Raw genomic sequence first — 17,933 nt, 5'->3', positions numbered from 1 at the left:
CACACGGTCCCGCACCGGGGTCACACCGGGCCGGCCCCGCTGAACGGGTCGAAGTCGTTGTACTCCTGGTCGGCCCGCTCCGCCTCACGCTCCTTGCGCCGCTGTACGGCGGCACGCGGGGCGTCGAAGCGGTGGTCCTCGCCGCGCCGGCCCAGCATCTCGGCGCCGCTGGCCATGGCGGGCTCCCAGTCGAAGACGACCGCGTCCTCGCCGGGGCCGATGGCGACGGTGTCGCCGGGGTGGGCGCCGGACTTCTTCAGCCGGTCCTCGACGCCGAGCCGGGCGAGCCGGTCGGAGAGATAGCCGACGGCCTCGTCGTTGTTGAAGTCCGTCTGACGCACCCAGCGCTCCGGCTTCTCGCCGAGCACCCGGAAGACCGGACCGTCCGCCGTCTCCTCGGTGACGATCCGGAACCCCGCGTCGTCGACCGCCTTGGGGCGGATGACGATCCGGGTGGCCTCCTGCTTGGGCTTGGCGGCCCGGGCGGCGTCGACGATCTTCGCGAGGGCGAAGGACAGCTCCCGCAGCCCCGACCGGGACACGGCCGAGACCTCGAACACCCGGTAGCCGCGGGCCTCCAGGTCCGGGCGGACGAGGTCCGCGAGGTCCTTGCCGTCGGGGACGTCGGTCTTGTTCAGGACGACGACCCGCGGCCGGCCCTCCAGCCCGCCGTACTGCCGCAGCTCCTCCTCGATGATGTCGAGGTCGGTGACGGGGTCGCGGTCGGACTCCAGCGTCGCGGTGTCCAGCACGTGTACGAGCACCTCGCAGCGCTCGACGTGCCGCAGGAACTCCAGCCCCAGGCCCTTGCCCTGGCTGGCGCCGGGGATGAGGCCGGGAACGTCGGCGACGGTGTACGTCACCGAGCCGGCGGTGACCACGCCGAGGTTCGGCACCAGGGTGGTGAAGGGGTAGTCGGCGATCTTGGGCTTGGCGGCGGAGAGCACGGAGATCAGCGACGACTTCCCGGCGCTCGGGTAGCCGACCAGGGCCACGTCGGCGACGGTCTTCAGCTCCAGCACCACGTCCCCCGCGTCGCCGGGCACGCCCAGCAGCGCGAAGCCGGGGGCCTTGCGGCGGGCGGAGGCCAGCGCGGCATTGCCCAGGCCCCCGCGGCCGCCCTGGGCGGCGACGAAGCTGGTCCCGTGGCCGACGAGGTCGGCGAGGACCTCGCCGGACTTCGACAGCACGACGGTGCCGTCGGGGACGGGGAGGACCAGGTCCTGGCCCTCCTTGCCGGCCCGGTGGCCGCCCTCGCCCGGCTTGCCGTTGGTGGCCTTGCGGTGGGGATGGTGGTGGTAGTCGATCAGGGTGGTGACGGACTGGTCGACGACCAGGATCACGTCGCCGCCCCGGCCGCCGTTGCCGCCGTCGGGGCCGCCGAGCGGCTTGAACTTCTCCCGGTGCACGGAGGCACAGCCGTGTCCGCCGTTGCCCGCGGCGACATGCAGTTCGACGCGGTCCACGAAGGTGGTCATAACGGGGGTGCCTCCTACTACAGGGTTTGTTTCAAGCAGTAACACGCCGAGGGCGGACCCGCCCACCGTGACAGCGTCACGGCGAGCGGTGTCCGCCCTCGGAAAGGTCCGTGTCTCAGGCCGCGGTGGCCGGGACGACCTTGACGACCTTGCGGCCACGCGCGCGGCCGAACTCGACCGCGCCCTCGACCAGCGCGAACAGCGTGTCGTCGCTGCCGCGGCCGACGCCCGCACCCGGGTGGAAGTGGGTGCCGCGCTGGCGGACGATGATCTCACCGGCGCTCACGACCTGACCGCCGAAGCGCTTCACGCCGAGGTACTGGGGCTTGGAGTCGCGACCGTTCCGAGTGGACGATGCGCCCTTCTTGTGTGCCATGTCTCCTCAGTCCTTACTTCGCGGCCGGCGCGGGAATGCCGGTGATCTTCAGCGCGGTGTGCAGCTGGCGGTGGCCGATGCGCTTCTTGTAGCCGGTCTTGTTCTTGTACTTCTGGATGCGGATCTTGTCGCCCTTGTGGTGGTCGACGACCTCGGCCGTGACCTTCACGCCGTCCAGGACCCACGGGTCGGACGTGACGGTCTCGCCGTCCACGACGAGCAGCGTCGAGAGCTCGACGGTGTCGCCGACGTTGCTGGTGGAAATACGGTCGACCTCAATGACGTCGCCCACAGAAACCTTCTGCTGGCGGCCGCCGGTGCGCACGATGGCGTACACGCGGATCTCTCTCTCGCTCGAAGTGGAACGCCGGATGCTAGCCCCCACGGGTCCCGGTGACGGTCCGTGGGCGGCCTCTCCCGGCATGGGGCACCGGGAGGGAGGTGGCTCTGGCGTTGCGGCAGACCTGTCAGGCATGCCGACGGTCCAGGGTACGGGGGCGCGGAGCTACTGGTCAAACCGGGCCGGGGCCAGGCGCTGCTGCTCCTCGCGCCGGGCCTGTGACGGCAGCCGGATGCCCTCGGCGACACGCGGTGTGGGGGCCGGGGTGCGCTTGTCCAGCGGGACCACGGGGGGTCTGTCCTCCTCCTCGCCGAGGAACACGCGGCGGACCACCCGCTCGGCCGCGAAACCGTCGTCCCACGTACAGAACCGCTCCCGGAAGGCACCACGCAGCGCCGCCGCCCGCTCGCCCTCCCAGGCACCGCCGCGGAATGACTCGATCAGCTCGTCCTCGGTCGTCGTGATCACGCCCGGGGTGTCCCCGGGGTCGCCGGAGAGGAGGTCGAAGGTCACGCCGCGGGTGGTGCGGTAGACGTCCCAGTCGTCGGCGTAGATCACGATGGGGCGGTCCAGGTTGGCGTAGTCGAACATGACCGAGGAGTAGTCGGTGACCAGCGCGTCGGCGGCCAGACAGAGCTCCTCCACCGACGGGTGCCGCGATACGTCGATCAGCGCGCCGCTGCCGGCCAGGGCCCGCAGCTCGGGGTCGTCGCCGTAGAAGTAGTGGGTACGGACCAGCAGCACGTACTCCGGGCCGAGCTCGCGGGCGAGGCGGGCCAGGTCGAGGCGGGGGACGAAGGCGTCGCGCTGCAGGTCGCGGACCGTGGGCGCGTACAGGATCGCCCGGCGGCCGTGCTCGATGCCGAGCTCGCCGCGGATCCGGCGGACGTCGGCGGCGGTGGCGCGGTAGTAGACGTCGTTGCGCGGATAGCCGGTGTCCAGGGAGGTGAAGGCCGCCGGGTAGACGCGCTCCCACTGTTCGGTGGAGTGCAGGTTCGAGGAGACCGACCAGTCCCAGCGGTCGACCCGCGCGAGGAGTCTGGCGAAGTCCATGCTGCGGGCGACGGCCGGGTAGTGCTGCTGGTCCAGGCCCATGCGCTTGAGCGGGGTGCCGTGGTGGGTCTGGAGGTGGATCTGGCCGGGGCGTTTGACCACGGCGTCGCTGAAGTTGACGTTGTTGACCAGGTACTTGGCGCGGGCCATCGCGCGCCAGTAGCCGAAGGTCGCGGGGGCGATGCGGTCGATGCCCGGCGGCAGGCCGGCCGCGTACTCCTTGTTGACCGCCCACACGGCGCGCACGCCGGGCGCGAGCCGCCGGGCGGTCTCGTGGATCGCCAGGGGGTTGCAGGCGGGGGTGCGGCCCCAGTACGCGGAGAAGACCGCGAGGTTCTGGTCGACGGGCAGCCGGCGCTGGAACGCGTAGTACGCGCGCAACACCCGGCGTCCGGCGCGGCGTTTGACCCGCGCCAGCGCGCGCACGGCGGCCTCGCGGGTGCCGTTGGCCAGCTTGAGGAGCTGGAAGGCCGGGTACGAACCGGCCTTCAGCACCTTGAACTTCAGGCCCAGGATGCCCGGCGGCGGGGTGAAGCCGGCCGGTTCGAGGGCGCGGTAGACGCGTGAGGCCCGGCGCAGATAGGCGCGCCGGTGGCCCTTCGGTATCCGGAAGCCCCGGGCGAAGGTGTGCAGGAAGTGGCTGACCATCCGCTCGAAGACGACCTTGCGGTACTCCTCCAGGCCGGAGCGGCCGTCGAGGAACGCGAAGACCTTCTCGTACTGCTCGAAGATCACGAAGTGTTTGCGCGGGGAGCTGCTGCGCATCGAACTGCCGTGGCGGCGCTGGCGGTACTCGACGACGACGTGCTCGAGGCCAGCGACGGTGCCGGCGGCGGCCATGGTCGTGTAGACCATCAGCGCGTCCTCGTAGAGGCCGTCGGCGAAGCGGAAGCCGTTCGCGGTGAAGAAGTCGCGGCGGTAGGCGCGGTTCCACACCACGGCGAACATGCGCAGCAGTTCGAGATGGTCCAGGGGAGCCACGGCCCGGCCGCGGATACCGGCCAGGTACTTGGCGGAGTTGCTCTGCTCGACGACGCCGTCCCAGTGGGTGCGGACATGGTCCAGCAGCAGGATGTCGGGATCGCCCGCCTCCTCGAGCCGGGCGGCCACCGCGGCGAGGGAGTCGGGGCGGATGGAGTCGTCGCCGTCGACAAACAGCAGGTAGTCGCCGGTCGCGTGGTCCAGGCCGGTGTTGCGCGCGGCGCCGATGCCGCCGTTCTCGGCTCGGTGGACGGCCTTGACCCGCGGATCGCGGGCGGCGAACTCGTCGATGATGGCGCCGCTGCCGTCGGGTGAGCAGTCGTCGACCGCAATGATCTCCACGTCGCGATAATTTTGCGAAATCATTGATTCAAGGCATTCGCGAACGTATCCCTCGACCCCGTAGACGGGAATGATCACGCTGAAACGGGGAGTAGCTGCTGCCGGCATGCCGTGGCATCTCCTAGATCGGATTCGCTGTGTCGCAGTATGCAGGAAGGCCCCCGTGCCCGGTAATCGGCGGGAGTGCGGATGTCTCCCTCGCGCCCCTTTCGGTCACGGTCACCGCGGCCCGCGCGCGGCCCTTATGGCCGGCTCATCAGTGGCGATGCAGCCATCCGCGCCAGGCACTTTCGATCATCTCATCCACACCGTATCGCGCACCCCAGCCGAGTTCCCGGTGGATGCGGTCCGCGGCCGCCACGACCCGGACGGCGTCGCCGGGACGGCGGGGTTCCACGACGGGGGCCGTGTCCCGCAGGCCGGTGATTCTACGGATTCGCTCGACCATGTCCATGACGGACACTCCCTCGCCCCGGCCGATGTTCAGCGTGAGTTCCGTACCCGCGGGCACGTCGGCCAGCCGGCGGGCGGCGGCCAGATGGGCGGCGGCGATGTCCTGGACGTGGATGAAGTCGCGGACGGTGGTGCCGTCGGGGGTGGGGTAGTCGGCGCCGAAGATACGGGGGGCGGCGCCCTCCGTCAGCCGCTCGAAGGTCATCGGGACGAGGTTGAACACGCCGGCGTCCCCGAGCTCCGGGGTGGCGGCGCCGGCCACGTTGAAGTAGCGCAGGGACACCGCGCGCAGCCCGTACGCCCGGGCCGCCGCGCGGATCAGCCACTCCCCGGCGAGCTTGGTCTCCCCGTACGGATTGACCGGGGCGCACGGGGTCTCCTCGGTCACCAGATCCACGTCGGGCGCCCCGTACACGGCCGCGGAGGAGGAGAAGACGAAGCGGTCCACGCCGGCGGCGGTGGTGGCCTCCAGCAGGGTCCCCAGTCCGGTGACGTTCTCCCGGTAGTAGTGCAGCGGGCGCTCCACCGACTCGGCGACCTGCTTCTTCCCGGCGATGTGCACCACCCCGGTGACCCCGTGCTCACGCAGGGCGCGGTCCACCAGCTCACGGTCGAGCACGCTTCCGACCAGCAGTTCCACGCCCTTCGGCAGGCGGTCCGCCGAGCCCGTCGACAGATCGTCCAGCACCACCACGCGCTCGCCGGCGGCCGTCATCGCGTGCACCACGTGGGCGCCGATATATCCGGCACCGCCCGTCACCATCCAGATCATGCGGGGGATGATACGACAGCGCTCGGTGACCTTTATTTCGCGCATTTTGGCGAATGTCGAGAGCTTGGTGGAAATACTGGCCGCGCGTACGCTGGCGTCATCGGGTAACGGCGGCGGGCTGGTGGGGTATGGCCCAACGGGGGGCGAACACCGGGGGTACGGATCGTCTACTGTGGTTCGCTGCGGCGGCGGGGGATCCGCCGCGGAAATGCGTGGGGACGGGCCTCGCGCCCGGATTTCGGATTGCGATTCCCGGCCTCCGGCCGACGTCGCCCCCCGTCCCCCGCCGGACGCCCGAGACCGTCGGGCGGGTCTGATCGAAAGGAACGCCGAACGCATGGCACCCCGGCTCAGCGTCATCGTCCCGATGTACGACGTGGAGGACTATCTGCGCGCGTGTCTGGACTCGCTCCAGCAGCAGACCCTGCGTGACATCGAGATCGTGATGGTGGACGACGGCTCACCGGACGACTCGGCGGCGATCGCGGCCGAGTACGCCGCCGGCGACTCCCGCTTCCGACTCGTCCGCAAGGAGAACGCCGGGCTCGGCGCGGCCCGTAACACCGGCATCGACAACGCCTCGCCCGAGTCCGAGTTCCTGACGTTCGTCGACAGCGACGACATCATCCCGCCGGACGCGTACCGCATGATGCTGGCGAGCCTGGACGAGTCGGGCTCCGACTTCGTCACCGGCAACGTCTTCCATCTGCGCGGCGAACGCACCTGGCAGGTCCCGCTCTTCAAGGTGCTCGCCGGAAACGCCAGGCGCCGTACGCACATCTCCAAGGAGCCCCGGCTCATCGCCGACCGGATCGCCTGCAACAAGGTGTTCCGCCGCACCTTCTGGGACGAGAACAAGCTGCGCTTCCCCGAGGGCATGCTGAACGAGGACATCCCCGTCGTCATGCCCGCGCACTTCCTCGCGGACGCCGTCGACACCATCGGCGAGCCCTGCTACTACTGGCGGCTGCGCGAGGGCGAGGCCGCCAAGTCCATCACCCAGCGGCGCACCGAGGTCCGGGCCATCGAGGACCGGGTGAAGGCCGTCGAGCGGGTGAGTCTCTTCCTCGGCGAGCAGGCCGCGACCAAACCGCGCTTCGCCCAGTACAAGAAGGACTACGACGAGCGGGTCCTCCGCGACGACCTGCGCCTCTACCTCAACGTGCTGCCGGACGCCGACGAGGAGTACCACGCGGCGTTCCTGGAGTCGGTCAACCGCTATCTGGACCAGGTCGACCCCGCCATCGTGATGAAGCTGCCCGTCAATCTGCGCGTGCAGTGGATCCTCGTCCACAAGCGGCGGATGGCCGAGGTCATCGCGCTCATCGCCGAGCAGCGGCGGAAGGAGCCGGCCCGGCTGACCGGGACGCTGCGCAAGTACGCGCACTACGGGGCACTGCAAGGCAGCGGCGTCCGGCTGTCCCGCAAGGCCCTGCGCATCGACCAGGACCTCGAGGCGCGCGCCCCGCTGCGGGAGATCGAGTGGGCGGACGGGAAGCTGCGGCTGACCGGGGACGCGTACATCGAGCAGATCAGCCTGACGAGCAGGCACAGCTCCCTGAAGGTGCTGCAGCTGAAGAAGAACGGGTCGCGCAAGCGGACCCTGCTGCCGGCGAAGAACACCTACCGGCCCTCCGCCACCGCCGACACCTGGCAGAAGGCGGCCAGTTACGACTGGGGCGGCTGGGAGATCACCCTCGACCCGCGAAAGCTGCAGAAGGGCGGGCGCTGGCAGGAGGGCCTGTGGCACGTCGGCATGCGGGTCTTCGCCGGCGGGCTGATGCGCGCCCACGGCGTCGGCACGGTCGGCGGCGCGGGCTGCAACTACGGCCCGTACCACTGGCTCGGCGACGACTGGCGGCTGATCCCCGTCGCCGAGAACGCGGCGCTGAAGCTGCGGGTCGAGAAGGTACGGGTGTTCGTCGGCGCCCACCGGGCGGCCGGCGACCACGTGGAGATCGACGGCGAGCTGCGCGAGGCCGTGTCCGCCGGTACGGATCTCACGCTGAAGGTCGTCAACCGGGCCAGCGGCGAGGTCCTCGCCTACCCGGTGACCCGCCGCGCCGGCACCGGCGGCGTCATCCCGTTCACCGCCCGGGTGCCCTTCGCCGACGTGGCTCTGGTCCACGCCGAGGACGACGACGAGGTGGCCCGGCGGCGGCGCCGCGACTGGCGGGTGTACCTGGCCGTGGGCACCCGCGAGTACCCCGCCGTGATGCGCGACGGCCTCGCCGACGGCCGCTACCCGCTGCCGCAGTCCGTCGAGGGCGGCGAGCGCAACGAGCTCGCCCTGTCCGGCCGCAACGACGGCTACCTGCAGCTCTCCGGCCGCTCCCTGCGCGCCACCGTCACCCGCGCCGCCCTCACCGACGGCCGGATCACCCTCACCGGCACCGCCCCCGCCAAGCTCGCCGGGGCCCAGCTGCTGCTGAAGTCCAAGGTGCACTTCGAGGAGCGCCCCGTAGAGGCCGTCTGGCACGAGGACGGCACCTTCGAGGCCGCCTTCGACCCGTCCGTGATGGGCGCCGAGGACGGCTCCGTACCGCTGAAGGCCGGGCGCTGGAACTTCTTCCTGCGCAGCAAGAACGCCGCGGGCACCGACGAGGACGTCGAGTTCGTGATCGACCGCCTCGCGCTCGGCGACTTCCCCCTCAAGACGGAGCTGCGCGGCCGGCGCTACTGGCTGGAGCAGCGCTGGGCGAGCCTCCCCCAGCTCAACTGCCGCTCCGGCCTGTCGGACCTGGAGCGCGGCCCGTACCGCACCGAGCAGCTGCGCCGTGAGGTGTACCTGCCGGGCCGCGAGCAGCCGCTGCGCGACCAGGTCTTCTACCTCAGCTACAACGGCAAGCAGTACTCCGACAGCCCCCGTGCCATGCACGAGGAGCTGCTGCGCCGCGGCAGCCCGCTGAAGCATCTGTGGGCCGTACGCGACGACCAGGTCGTCCTGCCGGACACCGCCGAGCCGATCCGGATGTGGGGCACGGAGTGGTACGAGGCGCTGGCCACGTCCCGCTACATCGTCACCAACGCCCATCTGCCCGAATGGGTCGAGCGGCGCCCCGGCCAGGTCATCGTGCAGACCTGGCACGGCACGATGCTGAAGAAGATCGGCCACGACATCGAGACGCTGCACTTCGACAAGCAATACCAGTACCGCCTCGCCCTCGAGGCGAACAACTGGTCACTGCTGGTGTCGTCGAACCGCTTCTCGACGCCCATCCTCAAACGGGCCTTCTCCTTCGACGGGGAGATCCTGGAGGCCGGCTACCCGCGCAACGACTATCTGTACGCCGGTGACCTGGCCGAGCGCGTCGCGGCGATCAAGGAGCGGATCGGGCTGCCGGAGGGCAAGAAGGTCGTGCTGTACGCGCCGACCTGGCGCGACGACCAGTCGCACAAGGCCGGCCAGTACCGCTTCGACCTGCGGCTGGACCTGCGCGAGGCGCGGGAGAAGCTGGGCGAGGACCATGTGCTGCTGATCCGGCCGCACTCCAACGTGGTGGACGCGGTGCCGGGCGCGGGCGACGGGTTCGTCTGGGACATGAAGAGCTACCCGGACATCGCCGATCTGTACATGATCTCCGACATCATGATCACGGACTATTCCTCGGTGATGTTCGACTACGCGCATCTGCGGCGGCCGATGCTGTTCTTCACGTACGACCTGGAGCACTACCGGGACACCCTGCGCGGGTTCTACTTCGACTTCGAGAAGGACTCCCCCGGGCCGCTGCTGCGGACGTCGGAGGAGGTCGTCGACGCGGTACGGAACATCGACGCGGTGTCCGGGGAGTTCCGGGAGCGGTTCGAGCGCTTCCACCACAACTTCTGCGATCTGGACGACGGACACGCGGCGGAGCGGGTCGTGGACCGGATGCTGGAGAAGGCCCGGGAGGACTGACTCCCCGCTGCGCGAAGCGGCCCGGACACCTCGTCGGTGTCCGGGCCGCTTCGCGTGTTCCCCGCGGGTCAGTCCTCCGTGGAGGCGGTGACCGTCGGAACCGTGTCCTGCTCGGCGGCCGCCGTCTTCTTGGCGGTCTTCTTCGCCGTGCGCTTGGCGGCCGTCTTCTTGGCCGCCGTCTTCTTCGCCGGGGTCTTCTTCTCCGCCGGGGCCTTGGCCGCGGCCTTACGGGTCCGCTTCTTCGGCTTCTCCGCCTCGTCCGGCACGACCTCGGTCACGACGTCCGCCACGGTCACGGGCGCCGCCTCGGCGGGGACGACGATCTCCGCGGGCTCGGCGGCCGACTTCGGCGGGCCCGCGGGGGACGTCGCCTTGCGGGTCACCCGGCGACGGGTGCGGACCGGCTTCTCCGGCTCGGGCTCGGCCGCCTTCACCGGCTCGGGCTGCGGTTCGGGCTGGGGCTGCGGCTCCGGCTGGGGCTCCGGCTCCGGTACGGATTCCGCCGGCGCCTCGGACACCACCGGCTCCTCCGCCCGGCGCGGGGCGCCCGCGGGCGCGGACGCCTTGCGCGTGGCCCGGCGCCGGCCGCGGCGGCCGGACGCGGCGGCCTCGGCCTCCGCGACGCTGCTGAACAGCTCCTCGTCCGGCGCGAACGCCGGCTCGGCCAGCGGCTCGGGGCGGGCCGTCTCCGCGAGGATCTCGGCCGCCGTCTCGTGCTGGTGGTCGGTCTCCTGCGCGGCGTCGTGCACCTGCTGCGGGCCGGAGCGGTCCTTCTTGTCCTTGCCGCCCTTGCCTTTCTTCTTGCCGCCGCCGGTGCCACCGCCGCCGGACACGGACGGCTGGTCCATGTGGACGATGACCCCGCGCCCGTTGCAGTGGACACACGGCTCGGAGAAGGACTCCAGCAGCCCCTGCCCGACCCGCTTGCGCGTCATCTGCACCAGGCCCAGCGAGGTGACCTCGGCCACCTGGTGCTTCGTACGGTCGCGGCCCAGGCACTCGATCAGCCGGCGCAGCACCAGGTCCCGGTTGGACTCCAGCACCATGTCGATGAAGTCGATCACGACGATGCCGCCGAGGTCCCGCAGCCGCAGCTGGCGGACGATCTCCTCGGCCGCCTCCAGGTTGTTGCGGGTGACGGTCTCCTCGAGGTTGCCGCCCTGGCCGGTGAACTTGCCGGTGTTGACGTCGACGACGACCATCGCCTCGGTCTTGTCGATCACCAGCGAGCCGCCGGACGGCAGCCAGACCTTGCGGTCCAGCGCCTTCATCAGCTGCTCGTCGATCCGGTACGTCGCGAACACGTCGACGTCCGACGTCCACTTCTCCAGCCGCTGGGTGAGGTCGGGCGCGACGTGCGACACGTAGCCGTGGACGGTCTCCCAGGCCTTGTCGCCGCTGACGATGACCTTCTTGAAGTCCTCGTTGAAGATGTCGCGGACCACCCGGACGGTCATGTCCGGCTCGCCGTACAGCAGCGTCGGGGCGTTGCCGCCCTTCGCCTTCTTCTGGATCTCCTCCCACTGCGACTGCAGCCGGTGGACGTCACGCGTCAGCTCGTCCTCGCTCGCGCCCTCGGCGGCGGTGCGCACGATGACGCCCGCGTCCTCGGGGACGATCTTCTTGAGGATCTGCTTCAGCCGGGCCCGCTCGGTGTCCGGGAGCTTGCGGCTGATGCCGGTCATCGAGCCCTCGGGCACGTACACCAGATAGCGGCCGGGGAGCGAGACCTGGCTGGTCAGGCGGGCGCCCTTGTGGCCGATCGGGTCCTTGGTGACCTGCACCAGGACCGACTGGCCGGACTTCAGCGCGGACTCGATCCTGCGCGGGCCGCCGCCGAGGCCCAGGGCCTCGAAGTTGACCTCACCGGCGTAGAGCACGGCGTTGCGGCCCTTGCCGATGTCGACGAAGGCGGCCTCCATGGACGGCAGGACGTTCTGCACCTTGCCCAGGTAGACGTTGCCGACGTAGCTGGTGGCCTGCTCCTTGTTCACGTAGTGCTCGACGAGGACGTTGTCCTCGAGCACGCCGATCTGGGTGCGCTCGCCGTTCTCCCGGACCACCATGACCCGCTCGACGGCCTCGCGGCGCGCCAGGAACTCCGCCTCGGTGATGATCGGCACCCGGCGGCGGCCCTGCTCGCGGCCCTCGCGGCGGCGCTGCTTCTTGGCCTCGAGGCGGGTGGAGCCCTTGATGGACTGCACCTCGTCCGCGACCTCCTTGGCGGAGCGCGGCTCGCGGATCTTGACGACCGTACGCTCCGGGTCGTCCGCCGCGCCGGACTCGCCGTCCGCGGTCTCCGCCCGGCGGCGCCGGCGACGGCGGCGGCGGCTGGAGCTGCTGGAGCCGGAGCCCCGCTCGTCGTCGTCCTCGTCCTCCTGGTCGCCCTCGGCCTGCTCGGCCGCGGCGGCGTCCTGGTCGGTCTTGTCCTCGTCGTCCGCCTCGTCCTGTGCGTCGGCGGCGTCACCGCGACGGCGCCGGCGGCCACCACGGCGGCGGCGGCGCGAGGGGCGGTCCTCGTCCTGGGCCTCGGCCTCGGGGGCCTCGGTCCCGTCGGTCTCCTCCGCCTCGGCCTCGGCGGTCTCGAGCTCCGCCTCGTCCTGCGCCGCGGGCTCTTCGGCCTCCTCCGCCTCTTCCGCTTCCTCGGCCTCCTCGGCCGCGAGGGCCTCGACGGCGGCGCGCTGGGCGGTCTGGAACATGGGCTCGGTGAAGACGGGGGCCTGGAAGAGGGTCATCATCGGGGCCTTGCGGCGGGGGGCCTCGGGCTCCGGCTTCTCTGCCGCGGGCGCCTCGGGCTCCGCCGGGCGGGTTGCCGCGGTCGTCTGCTCGGGGGCGGCCGTCTTACGGGTCGCGCGGCGGCGGGAGCGCTTGGGCGCGGCATCCTCGGCCGGCTCCCCGGCGGCGGGCTGCTCGGCCTGCGGGGGCTCCGGCTGCTCCGCGGGGGCCGCCTGGGGCTGGGCCTCGGCGGTCGTCTGCTCGGGCGACTGCTCGGGGGCGGCCGTCTTACGGGTCGCGCGGCGGCGGGAGCGCTTGGGGGCGGCGTCCTCGGCCGGCTCCTCGGCGGCGGGCTGCTCGGTCACGGGCTGCTCGGCCTGCGGGGGCTCCGCGGCGGCCTCCGTCTCGTCCGCCTGCGGGGCTCCCGCCGGGGCGGTGGCGCGGCGGGTCGCCCGGCGGCGGGTGCGCTTGGGGGCGCCCTCCTCGGCGGGCTCGGGGGTCGCGGGCTGCGCCTCGGCGTCGGGGGCCGTACGGGTGACGTCGGTCTGCTCGGCGGCCTCGGTCACGCGGACCTCGCCCTCCCCGGAGTCGGCGGTCACGGGCTGGTCGTGCTGCGGTGTGCCGGCGGGCGCGGTGGCCCGGCGGCGGCGGGTGCGCTTGGGCGCGGGCGCCTCCTCGGCGTCCGCCTGCGCGGTCACCGGCCGGGGCTCGGGCTCCACGGCGGGGGCCGCCTGCTCTGCGGTCGCCTCCGCCGGGGCGCCCGCGGGGGCGCTGGCCCTGCGGGTGGCGCGGCGCCGGGCCCTGGGCGGGGCGGCGTCCTCGGCGGCCGGCGCTGGGGTGTCCTGGGCCTGCTGGGCGGGTGCCGGGTCGGCGTCCGTGGCGGGCGGTATGGCCGCGGCCGTCTCCGGCGCGGCCTGGGCCGTCACCGGGGGGCCGGCCGGGCGCGACGCCGCACGGCGCCGGCGGGGCGGCAGGCGGTCGCCCGGGGTGTTGTTGTCGTCTTCGATGCCGGATGCCCCGGAAACGCTGTCCGTGGGCTCGATCGGTTCGAGCATGCGGGTGGTACTCCCGTCACGCTCCCGGGCGCCATGCCGCGATGAGGCCGGCGGGGCCGTGGTGATGAATCACGGCCCGCCGCCCGCGGCATGTGCGCCACACGGGAGCTGTTGTCTCACTCGCCGGGCCCGCGGCCGTCCGTAGCTGACGGCCGCGGACCGGCGAAAGTCTGCTGGTCCGTCGCTCCCGCCGGTCCCGGGTGGCTCCTGGTGCACGGCGGTGCGTCGACGGCGTCTTGCCCACGCGGGGCCGGTCCGGCGCCTTCGCGACAGCCGCCCGGGGCCATGGGTCAGGCCTGAGCTGCTTCGCGGTCGGGCGCGAGCGGGTCGGTCACCGCGCCGGTCTCCTCATCGAGCGGCCCCTGCGCCAGCCTGGTCACCGCTGCGGGGACCGGCGGCGCCAGGTCGGCCACGGCGCGGAGGCCGGACAGGACGTCGTCGGGTCGTACGGCAGGTGTCACGTGCCGCACTACCAGCCGCAGTATCGCACAGGCAGCCGTCGCGGGCCTATCGGCCTGTGGACGGACGGCCTCCAGCGAGACCACGGCGCCACGTGCGTCGAACGCCCGCAGGCCCTTCTTTGTCTGCCGTTCGACCTCGACGGACTCCGCCGCGAGGAACGCGGCGACGGCCTCCTCGGCCGTCTCCTGTTCGACGCCCTCGAGCCGGAGCTCCCACACGGAGGCCTCCAGCCGGTCGGCGAAGGCGGAGGTGTGCGCCTCCACGGCGTCGGTGACGTCGAGGCCCTCGGGGAGGGACTCGTCGAGCAGCGCCCGGAGCTTGCCGGGCTCCCGTGACTCGGCGAGCGCGATCTCCAGGAACTCGGCCTCGCTGCCCGTACCCGTGGGGGCCGCGTTGGCGTACGAGACCTTGGGGTGCGGGGTGAAGCCCGCGGAGTACGCCATGGGCACCTCGGCCCGGCGCAGGGCGCGCTCGAAGGCGCGCTGGAAGTCACGGTGGCTGGTGAACCGGAGGCGGCCGCGCTTGGTGTAGCGCAGGCGGATGCGCTGCACCGTCGGTGCGGGCGGGGGGCCTTCGGGCTGTCGCTTGCCCAGGTTGCTCAGTCCTTCAGTTCTCGGCTGACGTGATACTCCGTTCCAGGTTACGTCGGGTGGACGCTCACCGGTGACGCCCGGGTTCCCCGGACGCCTCGCGTGGGCCCTTCTCCACCGCCGGTACGGGCTCGGGGCGGGGGGCTCCGAAGAGCGCGACGCGAAGATCCCGCCGGGTCTCCCGGACACTGCGCCGCACCCCGGCCAGGGCCTCCCGTACGGCCCGCCGGCTCTCCCGCAGGGCGCTGCGCACCGGCGCCGTGACCCACCGCACCGCGGCCCCCACCCCGTGGGCGGCCGGCCGCACCACGTGCACCCACGCCCACCGGAACGGCGCCGCGATCCCCCGCCCGACGGCCCGCGACACATACCCGGCCACCCGCCAGGCGACCCCGAAGGCCTCACCGACCTCCCGCGCGACGACGACGATCCCCCGCCCGAGAGGCCGCAGCACCCACCGCCACAGGGCCACGAAGGGCCACACCACACAGGCCCCCAGGAACCGCAGCACGACCAGCGCCCCCCGCCCCACAGGCACCGCCACCGCCCGCCACAGCCACCCGACCGGCACCACGACCACCGCCCGCCACAGCCACGCCAACCCGGCCCCGACCGCGGCGAGCCCTGCCCCGATCCCCCGCAGCACCCACCTCACACCGTGCCCGAGCGGCGTCAGCAGCGTCCCGTACACCCACCGGGCGGGCGCGACGACGAGGCATCGCCACACGAACACGGCGGGCGCGACGACCAGATACCGCCACACGAAAACGGCGGGCGCGACCACCAGATACCGCCACACGAACACAGCCGGCACCACAATCCCGTACCGCCACACGAACCCCGCCGGCACCACGACCAGATACCGCCACAGCCACGCGACCGGCGCCACCACCAACGTCCGCCAGCACCACCCCGCCGCCCGCCCCAGCCACTCCAACGGCGTCAGCACAAACGTCCGCCCCAGCCATCCGAGCGCCCGCCCCACCGGCCGCAGCACGGACCGCTGCAGGGCCTTCCCCGCCGCGCACAGCGCGTCCCACACCATCCGTGCGGGCAGCACCAGCACCAGCACGACCACCCGTACCGGCACCCGCACCACAGCGGTGACACACCCGCCGCCGGACGCCGCCCCCGTCTCGCTCACCGTCATGCCCCCACCCCGCGCCCCTGTGTGACTGTGACCTGCCACGATAGACGCGCCGAGGTGTGGACTCCGTTGCGCGTGAGACCACTCCGTGACACGGAAGCGACGGCCGCCGCTACTCCACCTCGATCCCGAAGTCCGCGACCAGCTCCTCCAGCCCGCCGCGGTAGCCCTTGCCGCCGAGCACGAAGTCCCAGTCACCGTTCGCCCGCCGCCGGAACGAACCGAGGACCAGCGCGGTCTCACCGGGGCGCCCGTCGGACACCTCCAGCCGTCCGATCTCGGACAGGTCCGGGTCGAGCAGACGTATGCCCGCGTCCGTGAATCCGGAGAGGTCGGCGTCCGGATTCACCTCCGGGTCGATCGCCGCCACCAGCACCAGCCGGTCCGCGGCGGCGGGCAGGGTGTCGAAGGAGACCCGGAGGGCCGCCTTGTCGGGCTGCCGCGCCGGAACCGTACACACGGCTCCGTCGGGTGTCTGCTCGTTGTTGAAGAACACGAAGTACTCGTCGCCCAGTACGCGGTTGCCCGTGCAGACGAGCGCGCAGACGTCCAGCGCGGCACCGCCGGACCAGGACATACCGAGGACGTTGTAGTCCGCGGGCGGCTGCTGCTGCGGGGGTTCGGCGGGCCGGACGCCGTCGCCGAGCCGCCCGCGCAGACCGTGGCGGTGCAGGAGGTCGACGAGTTCACCGCCGGAGACAAGCTCCAGGGGTTTGCCGTTGGCGAAGGTGTGCGAACCGGGACCGAAGCGGGACGTGGTCACCAGAACGCCCTTGTTGGCGCCCCGGTCCTGGACCGTCCCGAACAGATCGCGTACAGCGGTGGGCGGCACCGTGTTCCGATAGCGTTTGACCTGCACGACAATCGACCCGCCGCGTATCGGCGCCGGGTCCAGCGCGTCCACGTCCACGCCCCCGTCACCGGACCGTTCCGTGGTGACCGCCTGCATCCCCATCGCGCGGAAGAGCTCGGCGACCAGGGACTCGAACTCCAGGGGGTCCATCGCGTACAGATCGGGGTCCTCGTCCCCGCCGTGGGACACGACCTGGTTGCCGACCTCCTCCGGGCGCCGACCGGGGCGAACGGCCGCGAGCTGGTCCGGCCGGGTCGCGAGCTGGCCGCGCAGGCCGTCGGTGAGGCAGCTGATCGACTCGACGGCCTCCAGCCTCAGCACGTCGAAACCGGCGCGCGTCACCATGACCGTGGCGAGCGGAACCCGCGCCTGCTGCCCCGTCGCCGGATCGGTCCCGTCCACGAAGCCGTTGAGGACGACGGACTCCAGAGCCTCGTACTCGTCCGCCGTAAACAGCTCGTGCAGCACCAGAAGCATGCACTGCGCGAGGACCTCCCGGTAGAGCGCCCGGCGCTGCCCGGCCGGCCGGGCGGTCTCCTTGTCCTGGTCCGTCGACGGCATGTAGCGCACGGTCTTCGTCTCGGGGACCACGTCCAGCGCCGGCAGCTCCCAGTCCAGTACGAGCTGCTGCGCCTCCCGGTCGTAGGCCGCGACGAGTTGTCGCGGGAAGTCCTCGGGCCATGCGGCGGAGGCGTAGAGCGCCGCGGAGAAGTACTGGACGACCAGCTCCGGGTCCTGCCTTCCGACCCCCTCGATCGCCTCCGCGACCCCGGCGTTGTGCTGCCGCACCTCGTCCCGGTGCCGGGCGACCCAGCGGTCGTACTCACGCCGGTAGGAGGCCAGATGCTGCTGCCGCTGGGCCTCGGCCGCCTGCGCGGCGCGGAGGTCCTGTTCGTAGCGCGCCCGGGCGTCGGCCTGTGCCTGCGCGCGCCGGCCGGCGGTCCAGCCGCCCTGCGCCTGGTACCGGTTCGGGTCGGGCATGGGCACGGGCTGTGCCATGGGGCCGGGGGCGAACGGCGGTATCTCCTCGGCCCGCAGCAGGGACGCCGCGCGAAAGGCGGGCGCCCGGCAGCCGGCCGACAGGAAACCCTGCAGGGACTCGACCCGGTCCGCCAGCTCCTGCGTCCGGCGCCTCGCCTCGGCCTGCCGGTACTCACGGTGGCTCTGCTCCGCCCGCTGCCGGTTCGCGCGCTCCTGCCGGTCCCGCAGTCGCTGCTGGCGGGCGTCGATCTCCATCTGGCGCAACTGCTGACGCTGCGCCTCCGCCCAGTAACCTACCGACACCGACGAACGACGACTCATGTTCCGCAGCCCTCCCCACACACCGGTACCGCCGATCCTGTTGCGGTTGGCCCCCCAACCTGCGATACCGGAACCGACTGTATCCACCAAGTGCCCTGCCCGGCACGGGAATG

General features: G+C 72.1%; 10 protein-coding genes. 1 reads left to right on the top strand and 9 read right to left on the bottom strand.

The window, feature by feature from the left end:
- Positions 1–20: 20 nt before the first annotated feature.
- The 5 genes from obgE to galE form a co-directional block, all read right to left on the bottom strand.
- A complete protein-coding gene (obgE, locus tag SRB5_RS29075) occupies positions 21–1,478 on the bottom strand; it encodes a GTPase ObgE (protein ID WP_153456432.1) in 1,458 nt (485 codons plus the stop codon).
- Positions 1,479–1,593: 115 nt separating this feature from the next.
- On the bottom strand, positions 1,594–1,854 hold the full coding sequence (gene rpmA, locus SRB5_RS29070) for a 50S ribosomal protein L27 (RefSeq protein WP_153456431.1): 261 nt from the start codon (positions 1,852–1,854) through the stop codon (positions 1,594–1,596).
- 13 nt (positions 1,855–1,867) lie between these two features.
- Entirely contained in the window at positions 1,868–2,191 is a 324-nt protein-coding gene (rplU, locus tag SRB5_RS29065; RefSeq protein ID WP_323378672.1) for a 50S ribosomal protein L21, read from the bottom strand.
- Between the two features lie 168 nt (positions 2,192–2,359).
- On the bottom strand, positions 2,360–4,678 hold the full coding sequence (locus SRB5_RS29060; protein WP_153456430.1) for a bifunctional glycosyltransferase/CDP-glycerol:glycerophosphate glycerophosphotransferase: 2,319 nt from the start codon (positions 4,676–4,678) through the stop codon (positions 2,360–2,362).
- A 148-nt stretch (positions 4,679–4,826) separates the two neighbouring features.
- Positions 4,827–5,795 (bottom strand): UDP-glucose 4-epimerase GalE, encoded by a 969-nt coding sequence (gene galE / locus SRB5_RS29055; RefSeq protein WP_153456429.1) that lies wholly within the window; start codon positions 5,793–5,795, stop codon positions 4,827–4,829.
- 337 nt (positions 5,796–6,132) lie between these two features.
- On the opposite strand from galE, the gene SRB5_RS29050 reads away from it, so the two are divergent.
- Complete coding sequence (locus tag SRB5_RS29050; RefSeq protein ID WP_153456428.1) at positions 6,133–9,696, top strand: bifunctional glycosyltransferase/CDP-glycerol:glycerophosphate glycerophosphotransferase; 3,564 nt, start codon at positions 6,133–6,135, stop codon at positions 9,694–9,696.
- A gap of 68 nt (positions 9,697–9,764) precedes the next feature.
- Here the strand turns inward: SRB5_RS29050 and SRB5_RS29045 are convergent, their stop codons facing one another.
- From SRB5_RS29045 to SRB5_RS29030, 4 genes are all read right to left on the bottom strand, one after another.
- A complete protein-coding gene (locus SRB5_RS29045) occupies positions 9,765–13,466 on the bottom strand; it encodes an Rne/Rng family ribonuclease (protein WP_153456427.1) in 3,702 nt (1,233 codons plus the stop codon).
- Positions 13,467–13,756: 290 nt separating this feature from the next.
- On the bottom strand, positions 13,757–14,479 hold the full coding sequence (locus SRB5_RS29040; RefSeq protein WP_323378671.1) for a TIGR03936 family radical SAM-associated protein: 723 nt from the start codon (positions 14,477–14,479) through the stop codon (positions 13,757–13,759).
- 106 nt (positions 14,480–14,585) lie between these two features.
- Positions 14,586–15,668, bottom strand: coding sequence for a hypothetical protein (locus tag SRB5_RS29035; RefSeq protein ID WP_153456426.1), 1,083 nt, complete (start codon positions 15,666–15,668; stop codon positions 14,586–14,588).
- Positions 15,669–15,777: 109 nt separating this feature from the next.
- Positions 15,778–17,820, bottom strand: a complete 2,043-nt coding sequence (locus SRB5_RS29030; protein ID WP_153456425.1) for a restriction endonuclease — start codon at positions 17,818–17,820, stop codon at positions 15,778–15,780.
- Between the last annotated feature and the right edge of the window lie 113 nt (positions 17,821–17,933).

This window comes from Streptomyces smaragdinus, from assembly GCF_009604385.1.
Taxonomy (GTDB): Bacteria; Actinomycetota; Actinomycetes; order Streptomycetales; family Streptomycetaceae; genus Streptomyces; species Streptomyces smaragdinus.
The sequence above is the reverse complement of the archived record's forward strand: the minus strand, read 5'-3'. Positions and strand labels throughout refer to the sequence as shown.